Raw genomic sequence first — 19,691 nt, forward strand, 5'->3', positions numbered from 1 at the left:
CTCGCAAGCCTTGCACAGTTCGCTCGCCATACTCCCTAGAATGATAGGTTCTCGGTGTCGCAGTCAGTGAAGGCAAGGTGCTCATTGCCCTCGTATGAGATGCAGGCGGCGAAGTCTGCTTGCTTTCCTCCATGTAAAGGCAATACGTTGTATCTCCACGCAAAGTCCTCTCCACGGTCACGGACAAAGAACGCTGGTATCCACTTGCATCTCCCTCCGATCCTCACCAGCACCTTGTCGAAAGGCTTGAATGGTGGCTGCTCCTTGCCCTGCTCCTTGCTCTTCTCCCAGAGGGTACAAGCCTCTTGGAACGTGATGGCTTCGCCCTCTGTTGCTTCTCGCAGTTCCTCGTGTACGCTGATACGCAGGTCGAAGGTCTGGTCGGTCACGAACTTCTCATTCTCGATTTCGTACTGGTAGCCGAATGTCAGCGTGTCATAGCTCTCGTCCTTGCCGATGAGCTTGCCGATGATTGTCAGCTCTCCGTCCTCGTCTTGTTCATTGAAAACGTAGAGTTTTCCGATTTCGAACGCTGGCTTCTCAATCTCCAGGGTCTCACGGTTCAGCTTTCCGCCCAATCGCTTCTCGATGAATCCGATGTAGGTCTTGGCTGCATCCTCGGTTTCTAGAGTGAATTCTTCTGTTATGGCGTTATCGCATTCTCTGAGGTAAGTATATCCTTTCTTGCCATTTTTGCAATAATAATACTTACCAGCAAAAATTGTGTAAGTATCATCCGTAAACTTCTCGAAGATAATATGCGCATTACCATCTTCGGTAATAAGCACGTCTCCCTTCTTCCAGGCAAACTTGCTCCAGTCTCTCATTCTATCGGATGGGAAAAGCATTACTTCGCCTCCCTCCATCCATCTGCCGTTCTTGTTGTAGGTGTACTCTCCGTTCTTGTCCGTAGTCCAGATTGCTTCCCCTGCTTCCTTGTTGGTTGCAAGATAAGCGAATCCAACATTTCCGCACATTGGCGTATATAACTTAGTGCCAACAGGCACACCCTTCAAAATCTCGTAAATATCAAAATCTTTCTGTTCCATAATCTGAATGTTTTTTATTGTTTGTTACTCTTGTTTCTTTTGTCTGTTAAAGCTTGGTGCGTCCCAGTTTCTTGTACAGTTCAATCAGCTCCATGGTATCGAGCCAGAAATCGGTGTTGCCAACGTATACGTGATGACGGTGACTGTCCGTGATGATTTCTATCTTCTTCATTTTCAACTACGTTTAAAATTGTCTGTGTCCGCATTGTAATCCTTTAGGATACATTCGAGTGCCTTGATTTCATCATCTGCCAGCCAGATGTCTCTGTCGTCAACTGACAGATGATGAAGACCACACTCACGGACAAGTATTATATTCTCAACTCTGTTCATAACCAATACGGTTTATATGATAACTATTCGAAAAGTTCCATCTGTGGATGAACGATGTCTGCCCGCTTCTTCTTTGCTGCCCAGATGAGAAGGCTGACGTTCTTGGTTCCAGCCTTCTCCGAAAGGTAGCCGATGATGTAGGTCAGTGCATCCTGAACCGCTTCTGCCTCACTGCCATAGAAGATGCTGATGGTATCATATCTGCTCGGGTAGCCGACATGGCTTTCATACCCGGTCTTTCCGTTCTGAATACTGAACCCCCATATCCATCCGAACTGCGTCTTGGCGGTCGTTACCTTCCATCCCCAGTTATCTGCACCCTCTACGGAATACTCGATTACGTGCGGATTGATGCAGAAATCCTTGATGGTGTACTTGAAGCCTTCGTGCTCTGCGACCGGCTTCTTGATGTCGTAGCCGTTATCGGTCAACCACTTGAACCAGTCGTCCGAGGTCTTGAACACAAGCCCAGCGGCACGGCATTCGTGGAAAAACAACTCATTCATTGCTCAATCTCTATAAAGTGACAATCTCCGCAAAATGCGCAAGCACAATACTCGCCCAGTTCCTCGGCATCAAGGGCACACACATTGCAGCCACTTTCATTACAAGTATCATTCTCAACTTTGAGAACCTTGCCTTCTACATTCAGAAGCGTACCTTCCTCGAAATCCTTGGCTATTTCGTTCGGTTCATTAATTACAATTACTTCTTTTCCCATAATTCTTTCGTTTTAAGCGTTTAAAATCTGTTTGCCTTATAATTTACCGCCCGAACCGAGAAAACGGCTCAGAGCGGCTTATTTTGCCCTCATTCGTTATTTTTCGGGCTTCCAGTCGATGCCCAGTCGCTGCAGAACTCCCTTCTCGTAGAATCTCGCCAGTGAATCCTTGGCTGGCTTGTTCCGTGGGTTCTTCTTCAAGTCGGCAAGGTTCTGCTGGATTACCCATCGGAACTTGTCGTCCTGGCTCTGCTGGGGTGCTGGCTGTCGGTGCTTGGCTTGCTCGTAGCGTTCCCCGATGCTCGGTCTTGCCGTTGCCGCTGGATCCTGCGCCCTGGCTTCTGCCGATTGCGGCTGCTGGCTTGCGGCTGGCTTGGTGTTGTCGTAGTTGCCCTCCAGCACCTTCGGAAAATACTTCCTTGTCATTACCCAGTCGTATGATGCCCAGGAATGCCCTGCGTTCAGATAGTCGCTAGCCATAGCCTTGTCGATGGCTAGGTAAATCTTGGAAATATCTCCCTTGCAGTCCTTGAGCCTTCCTCTGATTGCCTCCTTGCGGTTGTCCGTCATCAGCGTAAGCCTTCGCATTGCGCTGTTGGTCTTGTCGTGCTGATCGTTCCAGTAGTCCTTGATGGCTGCGTAGTCGATTTCGCCTTTCTTGGATTTCTTCTTCTCAGAACTTTTTTGCGGCTCTTCTGCAGCGCAAACGTTTTTCTCGGAAAAACTTTGCATAGAAGCTTCTTTAGAAGGTTCTAATATATCTGTTTCGTTAGAAACATCATTATCATTATCATATTCATTATCATTATCATAAGGTGAACGTTCGTGCACGTTCGTGTTATTTTCGCACGTTCGTGAACGTTCGTGCACGTTCGTGTTACCTGCTTTTTCTCTTGCCTCTCGCTTTTTTCTTTCTCTTTCAAGTGCAATCTGTCTATTTTTCTCACACTTGGCTTGATACTTGTCTTGATTGCGCTCGATATTGTCCTTGATAAAGGCGAAAGCCATACGCACGACTGGTTCGAGACTGATAATCTCCCCATCCCTTGCGTAGAGAAATATCGCTCTCGTAAGTTGTCCGAGTTGTTCATCGGTCAGTCCCTCGATAAGAGCGTAGTATGATGTGTATAAGATAAATGAATCGTTCATAATTTTATTCTGATAATGATAGTTTCTTTTCAAGCTTCCGCTTGAGCACGGTAGCCCTGCGAGTCTGGTTGACTTCCCTTGTACTGAGAAGTCGTGGCTCTGTCTTCATCTTGGCGATGTAGGCTTCCAGGTAGCCCACAATCGCCTTGATGTCTGTTGTCGATACTTGGTGCATCATAAGCTTGAAAATTTACTTGATGAGTAATCTTCGTGCTCCCTGCACCTGCTTGATGTAGGCAGCGCATTCCTCGGGATGGTCTGTCTGAAAAGCCTTGGCATCGAACTTCTCACTTGCCTTCGGTGCTTTCCACGTTGCCAGCGTCTTGCCGTTTCCGTCCACGATGCTCTCTGCGTCACCGAAGAACAGCTTCAAGTTGTCCTCGATTTCCTTCTGTCGGTTCTCCAGTGCCTTGCCCTTCTCCTTGATGTCTTTCAGCTCGATGAGCATATCCCCGACTTCGGCTGTGGCTTCAATCTCCTTTCCTGCCTTGTGCAGTGGGGACTTCAGAAGAACGTCTTGTGCGCTGTAGGCTGGTGGCTCTTGGTTGCCCACGATGTAGTCCAGCCAAAACTTGGTGATTTCATCCCTCATCCATCCGAAGAACTCGGGGTCGAAGTCGATGTCACGGTAGCCGAACTCCCTGCCTGCCGTAAGCCAAGCTAGTGCTCCGTCCTTGTATTCTCCCACTCCGAGGTTCATTTGTAACTGGCAGAACCAGTGTTTCGGAAGGTCGTCTGCATCTATCTGCATCTGCGTGGTCTTGCACTCTAGGATGCTCTTGCTCGCTTCGTTGTGCGTTGCCCCGGCTCTCCAGAATGTGCGGTCTGGGCTTACTCTCAGATATGGCGCATCGGTGTTCGTGATGGTGTAGTCGTCCGTGCTCGCCTTGATGATGTGGCAGTGGCTCTCTCGCTGGAAGAACTGCGCCACTGCATCCTCCAGCAGGTGTCCTGCAACCATCGCAAAGTTCTCAACCTTTGGTGGGTCGATGCCCTTCTTGCGTCTCCACAACTGGTATGGCGTTTCCCACGGATTCAGCCCCAGCACCGTGCCTGCCTCTGATGCACCTATTCCGTTCGAGCGGTTCTGCAACCACTCCTCTCTGTTCTTGTACTTTATAATCTGCTTCATTGTCTGAATGTTTTTATTTATCCATTAAGAATTTTCTAGCTGCCGTAAGAATAAGCGAGCGAATGAATTCATCCCTTTTCATATCTTGGAAAATTCCATCTGCGAGGACACTGCTCTTGCCGGAGTAAGCAATATGGAAATCGTAACCCTGGTTTCCTTCTTCGTCCGTATCTCCAGTTGTCTCAGCAGCTATCTGCAAAAAGTTTCTGTCTTCCTCGTTCCCCTCGACCCATACCTTGTAACCATCTGCGGTTCTATCGAAGTACTTGTCGATGGTGCTCTCTCGTCTCTGATTGTCTGTTTCGTTCTGTTTCTTCATTTGATTTACTGAATGTTTAAAAAGTTGCCACGGCTTCCCTTATTCGTGATGGGAACCCACCCCATAGGTTGAACCGTGGCGGTTCGGGCTATTAATAAAATGGCTTATTTCTTCTCTGCCTTGCCAGTCTTTCCCTGGCTGCGGCTCATTGCCTGCTGCGCCTTATTCTTGGCATCATCGGCTGCTGCCTGCGCCTGCTGTGCGATTGCTTCCTGCTGCTTCGGCTTCTTGAAGGTATCCTCTACGGTGGTCGTGCCTTCCTTGATGGCATTGTACACACCGCCCAGCTTCTGAATGTCCTCTGCCGTGACTTCCTCGGCTGATTTCCTGCCCAGGTATTCCAGCAGCATAAGGTCAGTCACTTGGTACACCTGGAAGCAGGCAACGCAGCTCTTCCACTGGCTCTGCACGCCAGTCTGCTTGATGTGCTCGAGAGCCTTCGCCTGCACCTCCTTGACTACGCTTGAAATCAATACCTGCGGCACGACCTTGCAGATTGCGTTACGCTGGGCGATTGCAACCGCAGCATTGCCGACTACCACCTGCATATCCTGCGAGAAGGTGTAGCCCTTCGAGGTCAGAATGCTGCGCTTCACTTCCAAGGAGTAGGCAACATTGCTCTCGAGGTCGTGGCAGATGCCTTGTGCCGTGATGGTCTTTCCATCGTTGGCGATGATGCGACCTGCGATGCGGAGGTTCTTCCAGCAGGCTGATATAATCTCGGTGAATCTCACGCTCGGACCCTCGATAATTGAAATCTGTCCGTCCTTGCCCTTGCGCTCCAGGTGGTAGAAGCAGTTGTATGCCACATCATCGTCCATCGCTGCCAGTGCTACCATATTCTGCTTGCACTGTGCAATGTCTCTCGGGAACTTGTGCGCTGTGGCAATCTGTCCGTCAATCTCCGAGCGGTTGATGGCTTCCAGCATTTCGCCACCGCTTACTTGAATAATCTCATTTTCCATAATTCGTTCAATTTCTAGTTCAACATAATTTTTTAATTAACTCTAGTGGAAGGCTGGGGATTCGAACCCCAGTTGACTGCCAAAACTTACCCCACCCTTGCCTGCTGCAGATGGATGCCCTTCCGTTGTAGGGCGCACGCTGTCAGTTTCCGCATATTTGCAGTAAACACTAACAACGAAAAAACATTAACCATTCTAACCAATATGAATCTTTGCGTGCGCCCTTTGCCAACCGCTGTTGGGATTGTCAAATAACTGTTATAATAATTTAAAGCTTAAACCAGTTGAGCCATAAGGCTGTCGAGCCTGCTTTCGCTGAAAGCGTCCATCGGGTCTTGGTCTGCGTGCTGGCTGTTCTCCTCCAGCCAGTCGTCCATCACGTCCTTGTAGTTGACGCAGCCCTCGATGGCTTCCTCCAGCCGCTCGCTGTCGTTATTGTTGCTCTTGTGCGTCACGACAGCAATGTTGCCCACGCTGTCGCACCATACGCAGATGCCTCCTGCCTTGGTCTTGATGTCCACCCTTGCAACCGCTGGTCGCTGTGGGTCTCGGTCTATCTCCAGCCAGATGGCTTCGTACATCTTCTTCCTGCACTCCTCGATTATCTTCCTCATTCGTTACCTCCTCTCTGATTGAATATGTAACTTTGGAAGGTCTCACGGCACGACTTCAATACCTCGTTGTCCGTTCCGTCCAGCGGTATGAGCGGTATGTTATCCAGTGCCACGCATAGGTTGCCTTGAAACTCTCTGTACTGGATTCTTCGCTCTGCCTCCAGATAGCACTTGTTGTTCAGTTCGCAGCACTTTCTGGTCTTGCGGTTCGCCTTCCAGTTAGTGATAAGCCAGCAGATGTCTTTGTACTTCACGATCATCCTGCGCATATTGATTGATAACTTGCTCATAGGGCAACCCTCCACGCTCTCTTGATTTCTGCGCCCTCGATAACCTTGCGGTTGTCGATTCTGCGGAACTTGACCTTCATCTTTCCAGCCTGCAACCATCTGCGCAGGGTGTTGCGATGGATGCCCAATGCCTTGCAGGTTTCTGTCATTGTGTATCTGCCTGCATCCGCTACCTTTGGTTCTATGTTCGTCATATTATGCCCTCCAAAAGATTAAAATTGATACTATGGCAGCAAATGCCAATGATAAGAACTCGTCACTTGTCACAAACTCGATAAACTTCTTCATACGCTCTGAATGTTTAAATGGTTCTACTTACTTGCGCACGGCTGCACGTCTCTTCTTTGGTGTAATCACTCCAGCCTTGATGAGACAGACACGCACGTTCTGCTGGGTGCAGCCTACGTGCTGCGATACTGCAAGCATTATTCTGCTGTCCGAAGTCTCGGCAGGTGCCTTTGCCCGGAAATCTGCAAACATCGCAATGATGTTCTTCTTTCGTTCGTCCTGCTGCTTCTGCAGCGGTGTTCGAAAATCATAATTGAAATTTTCTCCCATTTTCCTTTGTATTTTAAATTATTTTGTTTATCTTTGCCAAAGAGTTTTTAAACTCGTTATGTAATTCGGTTGCAAAAATACAAAAACATTTTGTAATATACAAAGATATACATAATGTTTTAATGTATTTTTAATGTTGTTTACAATTATTTAAAACATAATTATGTATGACTACAAAAGAATACAATAATACGGAAATAGCAAAGCGAGTTGAACTTCTTCGCAAAAGAAGTGGAATGTCCATCAATAAAATGGCGACAATGGCTGGTATTGACACAGGAAATCTATCTCGCTCCATAAATGGAAAAGCAAGTTTTTCCGACCGTGTAATTTACAAAATCGCCAGTGCACTGCACGTCTCGGTTGACTGGCTGGAAAAAGGTATCGAACCGATGTTCTCTCCAACGGTTGCAAGTCCATCCGAAGTTGGTGCAGGAATTATCGGCTCGAACATTGATGCTTCGAATAGTAAAGGGTTCACGCAGACTATCAGCTCAACCGATGCCTTGGCTAGGGAGTTAGAACTGCTTAGAAAGATGGTTTCAGATAAGGACGAGGAAATCAAGTTCCTTCGTGCGCAATTATCAACAAAAATAAGTGGTAGCGTATGACTGGTTTAGAGCTAAGAAGGTATGTTGAATACTCTGGGCTTACAATGAGCGATGTAGCAAGGGAATTGGATACCAGTCCACAAAATATTCGTTCAAAGATGATAAAGGAAAGAGTTAGTGCCGATTTTGTCGAAAGGGTCAAAAATGCGGTTTCAAAATGTGCTCCTCCAATACCTGGCAAAATAAAGCAAGTAATGATTGATGAAAAGATGCATTATTGCGTAACTGGTGAGGGACTGAAAAGACGTATCAAATCATACGGAATACCTCTAAATTATATAGCCGCAGCTTTGGGGACTAGCCCTCAAAATCTAAGCGGAAGGCTAGGAGCAAAAAGTGTCAAACTTGATTTTGCCCAAAAGGTTGAGGATGTAATTCAAAAGTACAAAGAGGAGATAGGGATTGACACCAACTTCCCTTTAGAGCAACCTGAGCCTTCAGAAGAACAAAAGCCTTCAACTGTACTAGAATCGGTTTTAATGGCAAAAGTTGAAAGACTCGAAAATGAAAATTCCTTTCTTCGAAAGCAAGTTGAAACGCTGCTTGCCATTGTGGGACAAAAATAATTTAGTAACTTTGCAAAAGGAAAAAGTATGGTTAGTCAAAAAACAACAAACGATAGGGAGACGGACAGAAGAAAACTCTTGGCTGGGTATCTGTACGACTGCTCGAAAATGATGTACGGAAGCGTTGCTGTCGGTGGTCTGTCTCCTCTTTTCACTGGCAAAGAACTTGCAATGGTGAATATAGCGTGTATTATCTTTGGCTTCCTTGGCGGTGCTGCAATCGCCAATGCTGCCAATTATATAATGAAATTTAAAAGTTAGAGATTATGGTAACATATTTGTTTTTTAATGTATTCGTGTTCGTGATGAGTGTTGCGTTTGTTCTCTTCTTGAAATCAAAAAGAGGTCAGAAGTGGTTGCGTGAACTTTAGTTCTCGCAGCCAGGTATAATATCAACTAAAATTCTAAGTAACGATGAAAGATGAGGATTTCATTGAGCGGAAGGAGAAGATTCTTCTTGCCGCTCTCGGTAAAAGCTGGCTATGGAAAGCCAGCAGGTTGATAATAGGCATCATCCCTCCAGTGGGTGCGTTTGTGATGCTGGTGCACTGCACCCTGCTCTCATTCGGCATTCGGGTAAAACTCACGGAGTGGATATTCGACTGCTCGCTCTTCGGCTTCATTGCCTGGATCATCGTCAGCCTAGCCTATGGCTTCTGCTGGGTGCATCGGGCGTTCTCTACCTACAGAGTGCTGATTTCGTTCTGCATCGACTTCCAGCGTTCCTTCGGGTTCGGTGTCTTGTGCCATCCGCTCCATCTGCTGATGGTCGCCCTAGGGCTGCTGCTCTTCTTCGTCTTCATCAAGAAAAAGGCTTGGAATGAGTTCTACGAAAGAAATATTAATCATCTAAACGAAAAGTAATATGAAAAAGATAATAATGCTGTTTGCGCTTGTACTTGTGTGCGTGGGTGTGCAGGCGCAAAGCAAAAATATAAAGACAATGCTCTTCTCAAAGTTGGGGTATGATGTGCAGGGAAAAGACACTGTCTATTACGTTACGCTCTTGCAGTATCATAATTCATTGTCGTTCATCGGAAGAAACTCCTTGGTCGAGAATATGCAAAAGATACTCAATACCAAATTGAAAAAGGGAGAATCGTTTCAGCTCACAAACCCTGCAAAAGATGTCGTTTCATACAAAAGTAAGACAGCATTTTGGGTTAACCGAACATTCGCAATAAGTAAGGCTACAGCTGCAAAAACGCTTCGTGCCATCGGTATAGAGGCGTACACCCAACGAGAAAAGAACGCTAGAAACGACAGTATAGATGATGCGTACAAATTTTCGTATTGATTACCTTCTCGCCTACGAGGAATATCTGCCAGTGCTCACCCCTTCCGAGGTGGATGGGCTGCTGGCTTCTCGCCCCTCGCTGGCTCAGTTGCAGGACTGGTCGCAAAGATTGAATAATCATCGGGCAAGGCTGGAAAGCGTTTTCAGTCGTGCCTACCAAAAGTTAAATGAATAATATGGAAGATAAAAAACTGATGTCCGCAGATGTTGATATAGCCGTGCGCTTCTTTGATGCCCTAGAACGCTTGAAGGCTGACGGCTGCATAGGAGGTCTCAAGACGATAACGGACCGGTACGGTCTCAACCGCTGGAACACAATATCCCTTCGAGACAAGCCTGCCGAGTGCTACGGTCGCTTCCGTCCGTCCTGGGTGCAGTTCCTCGTCCGTGATTACCACGTCAACCCATACTGGCTGCTCCTTGGTTCGGGTGACTTCTACGCATCCGGCTTCACGTCCGAAATCGTGAAAAACCTGAATAAAAACTGCACGGAAAAATAGCAGCAGTATTAAGTATCTAATTTTTAACCATTTAAAGCATACGTTATGATTTTGAGTACAACTCCAACTATAGAAGGCCACCCTATCCGTGAATATCGTGGCGTAGTGACTGGCGAGACCATCATCGGTACCAACTTTGTGAAGGATTTCTTTGCCAGTGTTCGTGATGTAATCGGCGGAAGAAGCGGTTCTTACGAAAGCACCCTCCGTCAGGCTAAGGATACTGCCCTCAGAGAGATGGCCGACCGTGCCGCATCCCTGGGCTGCAACGCCATCGTAGGCATCGACCTGGATTACGAAACCGTAGGCAACAGCGGTTCCATGCTGATGGTAACATGCAGCGGAACGGCGGTGATTATCTAATATTATCATTATATTATATCATATGATTTCATTCGAAAGTGATTACAACAATGGTATGCTGCCAGAGATTCTAGAGGCTCTTGGCAAGACAAACAGAGAGAAAACATCCGGTTATGGTTTTGATTCATACTCAGAATCTGCAAAAGAGAAAATCCGTAAAGCCGTGGACAATGAGAATGCTGAAGTGTTCTTCCTGATAGGCGGTACACAGACCAACACCACCGTTATCGACTCCGTGCTCAGGGGATGCGAAGGAGTTATCTGTGTGGAGACCGGTCATATCGAAGTACATGAATCTGGAGCAGTAGAAGCATTTGGTCATAAGGTCATTACGCTGCCAGGAGAGAACAGCAAGCTAACATCCAGCACCCTGTCTGCATATATGGATACTTTCCTTGCCGATGAAACGCATCCTCACATGGTGCAGCCAGGCATGGTTTATATCTCGATGCCGACAGAGTTCGGAATGGTCTACACCATGGAAGAGTTGACTGCACTATATACAACCTGCCAGAAATATAACCTCCGCCTCTTCATCGATGGTGCACGACTGGGATACGGTCTGGTTTCAGAGGCATGCGACTATGACTTGCCATTCCTTGCCAATCATTGTGATGTATTCTATATAGGCGGAACCAAGGTGGGTGCCATGATGGGCGAAGCTGTGGTATTTTCTGGCATGAAGGCACCAAAGTATTTCTTCACTAACATAAAGCGTCATGGAGCCTTGCTTGCCAAGGGCAGAATGCTAGGCATCCAGTTTGACACGCTGTTTACGGATAACCTCTATTTCAAGATATCGCGCCACGCCATCGCCATGGCTACCCGTATCCGCAGCATCTTCCAGAAGCATGGCATAGCTATCGCCTACGATTCTCCTACCAATCAGCAGTTTGTCGTACTTTCACCTTCCCTCTACGATGCTCTTTCCAAGAAAGTTGCATTCGAAATATGGGAAAGAAAGAGCGATACCGAAATCATCTGCCGATTTGTAACGAGTTGGGCAACAAAAGAGGAAGAACTCGAAGAATTGGAACATATTCTTCAGACTCTATAGCCGGAGAGATGTATCTTTCCATTAGCGTATTTTGAGAAGAAACGTATATATACAAAAACGACCCGCACATTTGAGCATCGTTGAGAGGCTTGGTGGGGGACTGACGGTGCAAAAATACGAATAATCTTTGATTATACAAACTTTTTAGAAAGAAAATAGAAAAAGCAAAGTGGATTTCTTTGCTTTTTCTATTTTAAATCAAATATCTTCTATCTCACCAGATATTTCGCAACCAAATCTCTGAGCATCGTCTCCGGAAGATTCGATAATCCCGTCTCTTGAATCGTAGCATATTCGGGCTTGTTCTTTCCGATAATAAACTTACAGTCTCGCCCATCTATGCTTGCATACAAATGGAAGTTTCCTTTGTAGGCCTGCTCTATGCGAACATCAGTACAACTTTTGCCATCTATCTCAAAAGAAGAAGAACTGTTGTCTTTATCCTCCAACCCCCATGATACGAGATGAGCATTTATCGCTGACTCTATGGAACTGATCCATCTGTCTTGAACGGCATACCGCTTGGCTATATCACGGAATTGCCGCAGAGAATCAGCTACTTCCCTGATGATTGCATCAGCACGCCGAATGCCATTGTCCTTGGCAAACTGAATGGCATCATCGTAAGAAATATGATGCAGCTTAGACCTTACATACATACAATGACCCGTATTGGGTAAATAGCCTCCTGTATCTATAATATAAGTAAGGTCATAGGCTGGCGACAAACGCCAAAGACCCGCCTCGTCCATCACAAAAGAGAAATTCTTTGTATGGTCATCCGTATTGTTGGAAAGTACATTGAACACAAGTCTTCGAAATACTTCCTGGCAATCAGTCTCCGGCAAATGTAATTTTCTGCAGACTGCCACAAGTCCTTCATAGCTATCGGTTTCCGGAGAAATCGCAGCAAGGGTCTGTGTATGCAACTTCCTCTCACCATCACGGTCGAAACGCTTCGTTATAAAATTCCTGTTTCCATCAATCTCATATAGTCTGGATGGCATCATATCTATTCCCGACTTGATGGCCATCTCGTAATAGGTCATCTCTATCTCGGCAGAACTATATTTCGTATCGCCAAATTTCAATATATAGTAATCATAATCCTGCATCCCAGCCACTTGACCGCTTCGTATCTCCCCCGTAGCTTTATTGATGGCAATGATAGCCTTAGGTTGGCGTCCACCAGCCGATGTTCCCACCGTAAGCAAGGACTGCATCGTGATAGATTCCTCTGGCATAATGTGGGCATTTTCACGCTCGATGAAAATGCGCTCTGCCAAATCTGCCAACGACTTGACATCTATCATTTCTGCCTTATCCGTCTTTGCCACCTCTGGTAAGAATTCCAATGCACCCATACCTCGCTTACCGATAAAGGATAGTTTATCCAACGGAGTTATATCAGCATTAGGAATATGATTTTGAATTCGCCAAAGCTCGAAAAGCTGATTACCCCAGGCATCCGGCAACGAATCAGCCAAAAAAGCAGGAAGTTTTTGGTACATTTTGGCATCCTCTCCCCACACGGGTGTCATTGCACGAATACCACGCACAGGGGCTTGAAGAGGAGAAACATCAATTCCCTTCTTCAAAAACTCTGGATTATATGTAAAGTACGATAGCCTACGGTGTTCGTCCCATGCCAAGCGACCGATTTCCTCGTCCCAAAGTATTACTCTTAACGTATTTACCATAACCAGTTATTATTTAGTATGACGTATTCTCTGTGCCTTCTTCTCATCCTTTCTCATCAAATAAGGTGATGGAGGAAGTTCTGGAAGCACATCATTTATAGCATCAATCTGCCCCACCACCTTCAGCAAGAGAAGAAAAGTGGCAAGCGAAAGATTGCCCGCTGTTCCATTCTCAAACTTGTGGATGGTGGTCAAACCAAGCCCCGTAAGCTTGGCTACCTCTTTCTGGGTGAGATTGCATCTCATTCTATATTCCTTGAATCTCACTCCCAGCAAGCGTACCAACTCTGGAGTAGAATATTCATATAAATCTGCCATAATCTTTCATTTATTTATCTATCATTATAATGATATTTATCCATTATATCAGCCGTTATCTTCAATATACTGATATTTACGGATGCAAATATAACAAAAAGAAATGAGACTGACAAACTTTCAAGAGTTTTTTTCTAACTTTCTGTATTTTTCATGAAAATGATGTGAGGAGCCGCTTACAAATGACGCAGATTCACCCATTCTTTATCCTCGCACATAAATGTTTTTTCTTGAAAAAAGTCTCAAAGTATCATTGTTTGCAGATAAATTACTGATACATAACGATTTGCAAAATGACACTTCCAAATATATTTACAAAGAAGCATCATAGAAGTATCATAATTTCGATAGAAGTATCATCAAATCACCATAAAGCATTGTACAAAAACACAAAATTGTAGTCAACTACATATAGAAAAAATACGAATTCGCTTACTCAAAATAGTGCCCAAAAGTCACCCCACAAAATGGGCACTCGATGCCCACAGTACGGGCAATAAGTGCCCATCACTTGTTCTGTCGATGCCCATCACATGGTCTCTGAGTGCCCGTGTGACGGGCACTCAGAGACCAGCCAATGTGCTTATTCCTAACTACAATTGTCAGTCTTCCAACTTATTCCTGGTTAATATTGACATACTAAATAAACTAGAAAAGTAGACACTATCAGTTTTAAAAACTGAAATAGTAGACATTATCAATTCTATAGAACTGAAATAGTAGACATTTCTTGGTTTTTGCTCCTATTTTTCTAGACATAAATCCTCAAAAAAGGCTTTCTTGTAAGCGACTTACCTGAATTTTATGATACTTCTATTGAATTTATGATACTACTATGATACTTCTTTGTAAAATAAACAGAAAAGCCTCATTTTCATAAGCCATTATATATCAATCATATACATCGGTTTTAGCCACAAATAATGAGACTTTGAGACTTTTTTCGAGAAAAACTTTTATGTGCACGAAAGAAAAGGAAAGAAAGAAAACGGTGATGATATAAAGAAAAAAAAACAGCAATGGCTACTACTCCATTGCTGTTTTTTATATTATTGCACAATCTTGAAGCGGATACGCAAAGAATGCGCATGCTCATCCCAATTGGTACCAAGCAATACAAACTTGCCAATCTGAGCTGTTGAGCGGACATGCTTGCCAATACATGGACAAACATCATAATCGCCGATACGAACCAGACGCAAGGTTTCACTAGCATCATCAGGCAAACGATCGAGTTTCACCTCTGCTGGAATGTGGTCGCGATCCACAAACTCGTAAGTCACAGGCATATCAAGCTCTATCAGGCGATTCATCTCCGTCTCAATCTCCTTCTCCTCCTGGCGGGTAGGCTTGTGATCGACTACGAAGGTCATCTTACTCTTCTTGCGCTCAATATGTGCATTGCGGCTGCGCTCACAGCCAAACAGGCGAACCATCAACTGATTGAGCAGATGCTCAGCCGTATGAGCAGGAGGGAATTCCTCCTTATGATGCTCATTCAATATGATATCACTTTCCTCCATCTTGACATTGAATTTATAGATTCTTACTCCGTTAGCATCCATTAATATCGGGAATACTCCACCCCTCTTCAACTCTACCTTCTTCTTGCCTCCCGAGAACAATTCAGTTACCAGAACCTCCTCTTCCGTAATCTGGAAGAAATCGAAAGCATGACCGGGGATGCATACCTGCAGCTGGCGAGCCTCCTGGGCAAAGTTGAGCACGATGAGCATCACCTCATTATCCTTCTTGCGAAGGAAGGCAAAATTGGTACGTGGATCAAAGCCCTCTGAACCCGGATTCACATACATCAGGTCGAAGGTATCACCTTCGCGAAGCGCCTTCTCCTCATTGGCAAGACGGAGAAGCTGGCGATAGGTAGCAGCCAGATATTTCTGCTCTGCAGTATATGCTTCCTCCTCACCTTCCTGATAAGCATGGGTCAGGGTCTCCGGACTCCAGTAGTCGAATATCGTAGTACGGCCATCTCTGCCGCTGAATCCTTCCTTGTCCATACCCTTCTCGCCAAACTCCTGTCCGCTGTAGAGCATGAAAGGATTCTTCTGGAAGAAGAGACTCATGGCTGCTGCAGGAATCGCCTTCATGGCGCTGCCGCAGAAGAAGTCGCTGGCTATGCGCTGCTCATCATGGTTCTCCAGGAAGTAGAGCATGTGATCGCGGATGTCATCCACCACCTGCCACTCGTGAGTGATACTGGCTGCCGGACGCTCACCACGAATCACACCGCGAAGACAATCATACATGCCCACCTTATCGTAGAGATAATCGAATCCCGCCTTCACATAGTTGCGATACTGGTTAGGATCATACACCTCACCGATAACAATGATATGAGGAAACTTGGACTTCAGAATCGCCGTAGCGTATGACCAGAATGCCGTAGGCACCATCTCTGCCATGTCGCAGCGGAATCCATCTACACCCTTGCTTGCCCAGTAGAGCAGGATATCCGTCATCTTACCCCAGGTGCTTGGCACCGGCTCGTAGTGATAGCTTCTGCCACCTGCATCACAGTAATCCACACCATAGTTGAGCTTCACGGTCTCATACCAGTCGTTGCAACCCGGGCGGTTGTCGAAACGGTCATTTCCCGTAGCTCTTGCCGGACTCTCCTCGTATGGCTCATAGATTTTGGCATCCTTGGCATTATAAGCCTTGAACTCCGGTTTAGAGTAGCGAACTTCATTCAGGTCGAGATCGCCCCATGTATAATAGAAATTATTCTTCGTAGAGAAGTGCATATTGGTATCATCATCTTCTCCCAGATCCCGCACACCTGCCGGTTTGCAGATGGAATGATACTCACGAGCCACATGGTTCGGCACAAAGTCCATGATGACCTTCATACCAGCCTTGTGCGTACGCTCGATAAGAGTCTCCCACTCCTTCATTCTCAGGCTGACATTCACGGCCAAATCAGGGTCAATGTCATAATAGTCGGTAATGGCGTATGGCGATCCAGCCTTGCCCTTTACCACCTCAGCATGCTGAGTAGGAATACCATAAGATGAGTAGTTTGTCTGTGTAGCGTGACGGATCACACCTGTGAACCAGATATGAGTGAAACCCATGTCATGAATACGGGCCAACACCTCATCACTAAAGTTATTAAGCTTTCCGCAACCGTTTTCTTCAATACTGCCATTCTCCTTACGAGTGGTATTCCTGTTACCAAACAATCGGGGGAGAACCTGGTAAATAACTATTTTTTCCTTCATTTAGCGGTCGTTACTTAAATGATAAAACGTTTTATCCTCCCGGCAACGCCTTTGCCGGAAAGATAAAACGCATGATTATTCTGATAGATGATTATGCAATACCGTGATTACCTACAGTCTTGTCGATGCGGCCAATCATACCCTGCAAAGCCTTGCCAGGACCACACTCTGTGAAATCGTCAGCACCATCAGCAATCATAGCCTGAACAGAAGCTGTCCAGCGTACTGAACTTGTGAGCTGAGCAATGAGGTTCTGCTGAATCTCAGCTGGATCTGTATGAGGCTTGCCATCTACATTCTGATAAACAGGGCACTTAGGAGCTGAGAAAGCAGTCTTCTCGATAGCTGCCTGAAGTTCGTCCTTTGCTGGCTGCATCAATGGAGAGTGGAAAGCACCACCTACCTTCAATGGCAGGGCACGCTTGGCACCGGCAGCCTTCAACTGCTCGCAGGCAGCATTGATAGCATCAACATTACCAGAGATAACGAGCTGACCAGGGCAGTTGTAGTTGGCAGCAACTACAACGTTGCCCTCTGTGCTAACCTGAGCGCAGATTTCCTCAACCTTCTCATCAAGCAAACCGATGATGGCAGCCATAGTTCCAGGATTAGCCTCGCAGGCCTTCTGCATAGCGTTGGCACGTGCAGCCACCAGCTTCAAACCATCCTCGAAGGCCATAGCACCTGCAGCTACCAAGGCTGAGAACTCACCGAGAGAGTGACCAGCTACCATAGCAGGCTGGAACTCATCGCCCAGGCAAAGAGCAGAGATAACAGAGTGGAGGAATACAGCAGGCTGGGTAACCTTGGTTTCCTTCAACTGCTCGTCTGTACCAGCGAACATGATATCAGTAATCTTAAAGCCGAGAATTTCATCAGCCTTATCGAAAAGTTCTTTTGCCAATGCGTTGTTGTCGTAGAGGTCCTTACCCATACCTACGAACTGAGAACCCTGACCAGGGAAAACAAATGCTTTCATTTTTATCTATTTTAAAAATTTATTATTAATTATTTCTTCTTTATAAGCGAATTCCATGAATTCGGCTGCAAAGATACAATATTTTTCTGAGAATCGGGAGAGAATAAGCTAAAATAAAGTTATATATGTACTAAATTACCACTCTATTATACGATTTTACCCTGATATCGGAATACAGAAACAAAAAATCCCTAATGCCTTTCGGCAAAAGGGATCTTTATATTAATTTGCTTTACAGTGCGAAAATTTTCGTACTTGTGTCGATTTGAGATTATTTTTTTGAGGATTACTCAGCTGCTGGAGCCTCTTCCTCAGCTACAGCCTCAGCTGCAACCTCCTCAGCAGCAGGAGCTGCAACAGGAGCGTTCTCAGCAACAACGTTAACTGGAACCTTAACCTCAACCTCCTTGTGATAGTGTACAGTAGCCTCGTACTCGCCTACCTTCTTAGCATCCTTCATAGTGATGATCTTGCGATCAACCTCGATGCCCTTCTTAGCGAGCTCCTCAGCAACAGTTGCAGCATTAACTGAACCGTAGAGCTGACCAGTAGCACTAACCTTAGCAGCGATAGTAAGAACGATGCCATTGAGAGCCTCGCCCTTCTTAACAGCCTCAGCCTTGATAGCCTCAAGCTTGTGAGCCTGCTGCTTCAAATCCTCAGCCAACTGCTTCTTAGCAGATGGAGAAGCGATAACAGCCTTACCTGTAGGGATAAGGAAGTTACGACCATAACCACTCTTTACATTTACGATATCGTTCTTGTATCCAAGACCGATAATATCTTGCTTCAAAATAATTTCCATTCTTCTTCTCCTCCTTAAATTACTTCATCAAATCGGTTACGTAAGGAAGCAAAGCGATCTGGCGAGCACGCTTAACAGCCTGTGCCACGCGGCGCTGATACTTCAAAGATGTACCTGTGATACGACGTGGAAGGATCTTACCCTGCTCGTTCAAGAACTTCTTCAAGAACTCTGGGTCCTTATAGTCGATGTACTTAATACCGCTCTTCTTGAAACGGCAATACTTCTTCTTCTTTGTGTCGATAGAAGGAGCGGTCAAATAACGGATTTCTGATTTCTGATCTGCCATGATTAAGCCTCCTCTTTTTTACCAAGCTTTGCACGACGCTTCTCTGCGTAAGCGGCAGCATACTTGTCAAGTTTAACAGTCATGTAACGAATTACTTTCTCGTCGCGGCGATAAGCTGTTTCGAGCTTAGCGATAACAGTTGGCTCAGCCTTGAACTCAACCAAGCTGTAGAAGCCTGATGTCTTCTTCTCGATGTTGTAAGCCAACTTCTTCAAACCCCAAGCCTCTTTGTTCAGAATCTCAGCACCATTATCGGTGAGTACCTTCTCGAACTTAGCGACCGTTTCCTTCATCTGTTCATCAGACAAAACGGGAGTCAAAATGAAAACGGTTTCGTATTGATTCATACTACTTTTGTAAATAATTAAAAAATTAATATTAAAATTCTCTTGCAAAACATAGAAATGTGTGCGTAAACACACACCATTTCACGAATTGCGGTGCAAAATTACAACTTTTTCTTGAATTAACCAAATATTTTTTGTACTTTTGCAGAAAATAATTGTTAATTGCAAGAAAATATGGATAAAAGACTCAAAAAATCGCTCCATACCCTCCCTTCCATGGGTATGACCTTCATCGTTTTGGGCGTTCTGCTGCTTGCGGCAAGCTTCGCCTTTGCCATCAAGAACAACATCATGCTGTTTGCAGGTCTGTTCTTCATTCTGGCTGGCATTGCCGGATTTGTCTATTCGCTGAAGAAGGGATAAGAAACGGAACCTGGACATGATGTTTCAGATAAGACGATTCAGAAATGAAAGAAAAAGGGATAGGTTTTCTGCAAACTTATCCCTTTTCTCTTTTTCCATAGATAGCTTTCTACTGCTTTATACA

General features: G+C 45.5%; 31 protein-coding genes. 10 read left to right on the top strand and 21 right to left on the bottom strand.

Annotated elements, in window-relative coordinates; translation table 11 throughout:
* Positions 1–35: 35 nt before the first annotated feature.
* From DXD25_RS03965 to DXD25_RS04015, 14 genes are all read right to left on the bottom strand, one after another.
* Positions 36–1,049, bottom strand: a complete 1,014-nt coding sequence (locus DXD25_RS03965) for a hypothetical protein (RefSeq protein WP_117661894.1) — start codon at positions 1,047–1,049, stop codon at positions 36–38.
* A gap of 46 nt (positions 1,050–1,095) precedes the next feature.
* The gene (locus DXD25_RS17420; RefSeq protein WP_255415680.1) at positions 1,096–1,221 is read right to left on the bottom strand and encodes a hypothetical protein; all 126 of its coding nucleotides are present in this window, start codon (positions 1,219–1,221) and stop codon (positions 1,096–1,098) included.
* A gap of 2 nt (positions 1,222–1,223) precedes the next feature.
* Positions 1,224–1,382, bottom strand: a complete 159-nt coding sequence (locus DXD25_RS16605) for a hypothetical protein (protein WP_158556285.1) — start codon at positions 1,380–1,382, stop codon at positions 1,224–1,226.
* Positions 1,383–1,405: 23 nt separating this feature from the next.
* On the bottom strand, positions 1,406–1,888 hold the full coding sequence (locus DXD25_RS03970) for a hypothetical protein (protein ID WP_117661895.1): 483 nt from the start codon (positions 1,886–1,888) through the stop codon (positions 1,406–1,408).
* On the bottom strand, positions 1,885–2,103 hold the full coding sequence (locus tag DXD25_RS03975; protein ID WP_117661896.1) for a hypothetical protein: 219 nt from the start codon (positions 2,101–2,103) through the stop codon (positions 1,885–1,887). The genes DXD25_RS03970 and DXD25_RS03975 overlap by 4 nt, the downstream gene beginning before the upstream one ends.
* A gap of 96 nt (positions 2,104–2,199) precedes the next feature.
* A complete protein-coding gene (locus tag DXD25_RS03980; RefSeq protein ID WP_147327844.1) occupies positions 2,200–3,252 on the bottom strand; it encodes a DUF6291 domain-containing protein in 1,053 nt (350 codons plus the stop codon).
* 4 nt (positions 3,253–3,256) lie between these two features.
* Positions 3,257–3,430, bottom strand: a complete 174-nt coding sequence (locus DXD25_RS16610) for a hypothetical protein (RefSeq protein ID WP_158556286.1) — start codon at positions 3,428–3,430, stop codon at positions 3,257–3,259.
* Between the two features lie 12 nt (positions 3,431–3,442).
* Positions 3,443–4,384 carry a YqaJ viral recombinase family protein gene (locus tag DXD25_RS03985; protein WP_117661898.1) on the bottom strand — a complete coding sequence of 314 codons (942 nt, stop codon included), beginning with the start codon at positions 4,382–4,384 and terminating at the stop codon, positions 3,443–3,445.
* A gap of 13 nt (positions 4,385–4,397) precedes the next feature.
* Positions 4,398–4,703 carry a hypothetical protein gene (locus DXD25_RS03990; protein WP_117661899.1) on the bottom strand — a complete coding sequence of 102 codons (306 nt, stop codon included), beginning with the start codon at positions 4,701–4,703 and terminating at the stop codon, positions 4,398–4,400.
* A gap of 104 nt (positions 4,704–4,807) precedes the next feature.
* Positions 4,808–5,668: a hypothetical protein gene (locus DXD25_RS03995; protein ID WP_117661900.1), complete on the bottom strand. Its 861-nt coding sequence runs from the start codon at positions 5,666–5,668 to the stop codon at positions 4,808–4,810.
* A 275-nt stretch (positions 5,669–5,943) separates the two neighbouring features.
* Positions 5,944–6,282, bottom strand: a complete 339-nt coding sequence (locus DXD25_RS04000; protein WP_117661901.1) for a hypothetical protein — start codon at positions 6,280–6,282, stop codon at positions 5,944–5,946.
* Positions 6,279–6,572: a hypothetical protein gene (locus DXD25_RS04005; protein WP_117661902.1), complete on the bottom strand. Its 294-nt coding sequence runs from the start codon at positions 6,570–6,572 to the stop codon at positions 6,279–6,281. The genes DXD25_RS04000 and DXD25_RS04005 overlap by 4 nt, the downstream gene beginning before the upstream one ends.
* A complete protein-coding gene (locus DXD25_RS04010) occupies positions 6,569–6,766 on the bottom strand; it encodes a helix-turn-helix domain-containing protein (RefSeq protein WP_117661903.1) in 198 nt (65 codons plus the stop codon). The genes DXD25_RS04005 and DXD25_RS04010 overlap by 4 nt, the downstream gene beginning before the upstream one ends.
* Before the next feature lie 121 nt (positions 6,767–6,887).
* Positions 6,888–7,130 carry a hypothetical protein gene (locus tag DXD25_RS04015; RefSeq protein ID WP_117661904.1) on the bottom strand — a complete coding sequence of 81 codons (243 nt, stop codon included), beginning with the start codon at positions 7,128–7,130 and terminating at the stop codon, positions 6,888–6,890.
* Between the two features lie 167 nt (positions 7,131–7,297).
* Between DXD25_RS04015 and DXD25_RS04020 the strand changes: the two genes are divergently transcribed.
* From DXD25_RS04020 to DXD25_RS04060, 9 genes are all read left to right on the top strand, one after another.
* Complete coding sequence (locus DXD25_RS04020; RefSeq protein ID WP_117661905.1) at positions 7,298–7,741, top strand: helix-turn-helix domain-containing protein; 444 nt, start codon at positions 7,298–7,300, stop codon at positions 7,739–7,741.
* Positions 7,738–8,307: a MarR family transcriptional regulator gene (locus DXD25_RS04025; RefSeq protein WP_117661906.1), complete on the top strand. Its 570-nt coding sequence runs from the start codon at positions 7,738–7,740 to the stop codon at positions 8,305–8,307. The genes DXD25_RS04020 and DXD25_RS04025 overlap by 4 nt, the downstream gene beginning before the upstream one ends.
* A gap of 27 nt (positions 8,308–8,334) precedes the next feature.
* Positions 8,335–8,568: a hypothetical protein gene (locus tag DXD25_RS04030; protein ID WP_117661907.1), complete on the top strand. Its 234-nt coding sequence runs from the start codon at positions 8,335–8,337 to the stop codon at positions 8,566–8,568.
* Between the two features lie 153 nt (positions 8,569–8,721).
* Entirely contained in the window at positions 8,722–9,171 is a 450-nt protein-coding gene (locus tag DXD25_RS04035; RefSeq protein WP_117661908.1) for a hypothetical protein, read from the top strand.
* Between the two features lies 1 nt (position 9,172).
* Positions 9,173–9,604 (top strand): hypothetical protein, encoded by a 432-nt coding sequence (locus DXD25_RS04040; RefSeq protein WP_117661909.1) that lies wholly within the window; start codon positions 9,173–9,175, stop codon positions 9,602–9,604.
* On the top strand, positions 9,579–9,779 hold the full coding sequence (locus DXD25_RS04045; protein WP_117661910.1) for a hypothetical protein: 201 nt from the start codon (positions 9,579–9,581) through the stop codon (positions 9,777–9,779). Before DXD25_RS04040 ends, DXD25_RS04045 begins: the two co-directional genes overlap by 26 nt.
* Before the next feature lies 1 nt (position 9,780).
* Positions 9,781–10,104: a hypothetical protein gene (locus tag DXD25_RS04050; RefSeq protein ID WP_147327845.1), complete on the top strand. Its 324-nt coding sequence runs from the start codon at positions 9,781–9,783 to the stop codon at positions 10,102–10,104.
* Positions 10,105–10,149: 45 nt separating this feature from the next.
* Positions 10,150–10,467: a heavy metal-binding domain-containing protein gene (locus tag DXD25_RS04055; RefSeq protein ID WP_117661912.1), complete on the top strand. Its 318-nt coding sequence runs from the start codon at positions 10,150–10,152 to the stop codon at positions 10,465–10,467.
* Positions 10,468–10,489: 22 nt separating this feature from the next.
* Entirely contained in the window at positions 10,490–11,524 is a 1,035-nt protein-coding gene (locus DXD25_RS04060) for a low specificity L-threonine aldolase (RefSeq protein WP_117661913.1), read from the top strand.
* 209 nt (positions 11,525–11,733) lie between these two features.
* Here DXD25_RS04060 and DXD25_RS04065 read toward each other — a convergent pair whose 3' ends face one another.
* The 7 genes from DXD25_RS04065 to rpsF all read right to left on the bottom strand — a co-directional run bounded on the left by DXD25_RS04065 (position 11,734) and on the right by rpsF (position 19,204).
* The gene (locus DXD25_RS04065; protein WP_117661914.1) at positions 11,734–13,224 is read right to left on the bottom strand and encodes a type II toxin-antitoxin system HipA family toxin; all 1,491 of its coding nucleotides are present in this window, start codon (positions 13,222–13,224) and stop codon (positions 11,734–11,736) included.
* 9 nt (positions 13,225–13,233) lie between these two features.
* Complete coding sequence (locus tag DXD25_RS04070; protein WP_089545258.1) at positions 13,234–13,542, bottom strand: helix-turn-helix transcriptional regulator; 309 nt, start codon at positions 13,540–13,542, stop codon at positions 13,234–13,236.
* A 1,049-nt stretch (positions 13,543–14,591) separates the two neighbouring features.
* Positions 14,592–16,784: an alpha-amylase family glycosyl hydrolase gene (locus DXD25_RS04075; protein WP_117661915.1), complete on the bottom strand. Its 2,193-nt coding sequence runs from the start codon at positions 16,782–16,784 to the stop codon at positions 14,592–14,594.
* Positions 16,785–16,875: 91 nt separating this feature from the next.
* Positions 16,876–17,763, bottom strand: a complete 888-nt coding sequence (fabD, locus tag DXD25_RS04080; protein ID WP_117661916.1) for an ACP S-malonyltransferase — start codon at positions 17,761–17,763, stop codon at positions 16,876–16,878.
* Positions 17,764–18,049: 286 nt separating this feature from the next.
* Positions 18,050–18,568: a 50S ribosomal protein L9 gene (rplI, locus tag DXD25_RS04085; RefSeq protein ID WP_089543579.1), complete on the bottom strand. Its 519-nt coding sequence runs from the start codon at positions 18,566–18,568 to the stop codon at positions 18,050–18,052.
* A 19-nt stretch (positions 18,569–18,587) separates the two neighbouring features.
* On the bottom strand, positions 18,588–18,857 hold the full coding sequence (gene rpsR, locus DXD25_RS04090; RefSeq protein WP_006847399.1) for a 30S ribosomal protein S18: 270 nt from the start codon (positions 18,855–18,857) through the stop codon (positions 18,588–18,590).
* 2 nt (positions 18,858–18,859) lie between these two features.
* The gene (rpsF, locus tag DXD25_RS04095; RefSeq protein WP_006847398.1) at positions 18,860–19,204 is read right to left on the bottom strand and encodes a 30S ribosomal protein S6; all 345 of its coding nucleotides are present in this window, start codon (positions 19,202–19,204) and stop codon (positions 18,860–18,862) included.
* A 174-nt stretch (positions 19,205–19,378) separates the two neighbouring features.
* Between rpsF and DXD25_RS04100 the strand changes: the two genes are divergently transcribed.
* Entirely contained in the window at positions 19,379–19,567 is a 189-nt protein-coding gene (locus DXD25_RS04100; protein WP_089543578.1) for a hypothetical protein, read from the top strand.
* Positions 19,568–19,691 lie beyond the last annotated feature (124 nt).

The organism is Prevotella sp. TF12-30 (genome assembly GCF_003436715.1).
Classification (GTDB): domain Bacteria; phylum Bacteroidota; class Bacteroidia; order Bacteroidales; family Bacteroidaceae; genus Prevotella; species Prevotella copri_A.

Bases quoted from the DNA above. Each gene is read 5' to 3' on its own strand.
- DXD25_RS04075 (WP_117661915.1), bottom strand. From the start codon at position 16,784: ATGAAGGAAAAAATAGTTATTTACCAGGTTCTCCCCCGATTGTTTGGT.
- DXD25_RS16610 (WP_158556286.1), bottom strand. From the start codon at position 3,430: ATGATGCACCAAGTATCGACAACAGACATCAAGGCGATTGTGGGCTAC.
- DXD25_RS04015 (WP_117661904.1), bottom strand. From the start codon at position 7,130: ATGGGAGAAAATTTCAATTATGATTTTCGAACACCGCTGCAGAAGCAG.
- DXD25_RS04100 (WP_089543578.1), top strand. From the start codon at position 19,379: ATGGATAAAAGACTCAAAAAATCGCTCCATACCCTCCCTTCCATGGGT.
- DXD25_RS04060 (WP_117661913.1), top strand. From the start codon at position 10,490: ATGATTTCATTCGAAAGTGATTACAACAATGGTATGCTGCCAGAGATT.
- DXD25_RS16605 (WP_158556285.1), bottom strand. From the start codon at position 1,382: ATGAACAGAGTTGAGAATATAATACTTGTCCGTGAGTGTGGTCTTCAT.
- rplI (WP_089543579.1), bottom strand. From the start codon at position 18,568: ATGGAAATTATTTTGAAGCAAGATATTATCGGTCTTGGATACAAGAAC.
- DXD25_RS03985 (WP_117661898.1), bottom strand. From the start codon at position 4,384: ATGAAGCAGATTATAAAGTACAAGAACAGAGAGGAGTGGTTGCAGAAC.
- DXD25_RS03975 (WP_117661896.1), bottom strand. From the start codon at position 2,103: ATGGGAAAAGAAGTAATTGTAATTAATGAACCGAACGAAATAGCCAAG.
- DXD25_RS04005 (WP_117661902.1), bottom strand. From the start codon at position 6,572: ATGAGCAAGTTATCAATCAATATGCGCAGGATGATCGTGAAGTACAAA.
- DXD25_RS04025 (WP_117661906.1), top strand. From the start codon at position 7,738: ATGACTGGTTTAGAGCTAAGAAGGTATGTTGAATACTCTGGGCTTACA.
- DXD25_RS04055 (WP_117661912.1), top strand. From the start codon at position 10,150: ATGATTTTGAGTACAACTCCAACTATAGAAGGCCACCCTATCCGTGAA.
- DXD25_RS03995 (WP_117661900.1), bottom strand. From the start codon at position 5,668: ATGGAAAATGAGATTATTCAAGTAAGCGGTGGCGAAATGCTGGAAGCC.
- DXD25_RS04000 (WP_117661901.1), bottom strand. From the start codon at position 6,282: ATGAGGAAGATAATCGAGGAGTGCAGGAAGAAGATGTACGAAGCCATC.
- DXD25_RS04065 (WP_117661914.1), bottom strand. From the start codon at position 13,224: ATGGTAAATACGTTAAGAGTAATACTTTGGGACGAGGAAATCGGTCGC.
- DXD25_RS04045 (WP_117661910.1), top strand. From the start codon at position 9,579: ATGATGCGTACAAATTTTCGTATTGATTACCTTCTCGCCTACGAGGAA.
- DXD25_RS04035 (WP_117661908.1), top strand. From the start codon at position 8,722: ATGAAAGATGAGGATTTCATTGAGCGGAAGGAGAAGATTCTTCTTGCC.
- DXD25_RS03990 (WP_117661899.1), bottom strand. From the start codon at position 4,703: ATGAAGAAACAGAACGAAACAGACAATCAGAGACGAGAGAGCACCATC.
- rpsF (WP_006847398.1), bottom strand. From the start codon at position 19,204: ATGAATCAATACGAAACCGTTTTCATTTTGACTCCCGTTTTGTCTGAT.
- fabD (WP_117661916.1), bottom strand. From the start codon at position 17,763: ATGAAAGCATTTGTTTTCCCTGGTCAGGGTTCTCAGTTCGTAGGTATG.
- DXD25_RS03970 (WP_117661895.1), bottom strand. From the start codon at position 1,888: ATGAATGAGTTGTTTTTCCACGAATGCCGTGCCGCTGGGCTTGTGTTC.
- DXD25_RS03965 (WP_117661894.1), bottom strand. From the start codon at position 1,049: ATGGAACAGAAAGATTTTGATATTTACGAGATTTTGAAGGGTGTGCCT.
- DXD25_RS04040 (WP_117661909.1), top strand. From the start codon at position 9,173: ATGAAAAAGATAATAATGCTGTTTGCGCTTGTACTTGTGTGCGTGGGT.
- rpsR (WP_006847399.1), bottom strand. From the start codon at position 18,857: ATGGCAGATCAGAAATCAGAAATCCGTTATTTGACCGCTCCTTCTATC.
- DXD25_RS17420 (WP_255415680.1), bottom strand. From the start codon at position 1,221: ATGAAGAAGATAGAAATCATCACGGACAGTCACCGTCATCACGTATAC.
- DXD25_RS04050 (WP_147327845.1), top strand. From the start codon at position 9,781: ATGGAAGATAAAAAACTGATGTCCGCAGATGTTGATATAGCCGTGCGC.
- DXD25_RS04070 (WP_089545258.1), bottom strand. From the start codon at position 13,542: ATGGCAGATTTATATGAATATTCTACTCCAGAGTTGGTACGCTTGCTG.
- DXD25_RS04020 (WP_117661905.1), top strand. From the start codon at position 7,298: ATGACTACAAAAGAATACAATAATACGGAAATAGCAAAGCGAGTTGAA.
- DXD25_RS04030 (WP_117661907.1), top strand. From the start codon at position 8,335: ATGGTTAGTCAAAAAACAACAAACGATAGGGAGACGGACAGAAGAAAA.
- DXD25_RS03980 (WP_147327844.1), bottom strand. From the start codon at position 3,252: ATGAACGATTCATTTATCTTATACACATCATACTACGCTCTTATCGAG.
- DXD25_RS04010 (WP_117661903.1), bottom strand. From the start codon at position 6,766: ATGACGAACATAGAACCAAAGGTAGCGGATGCAGGCAGATACACAATG.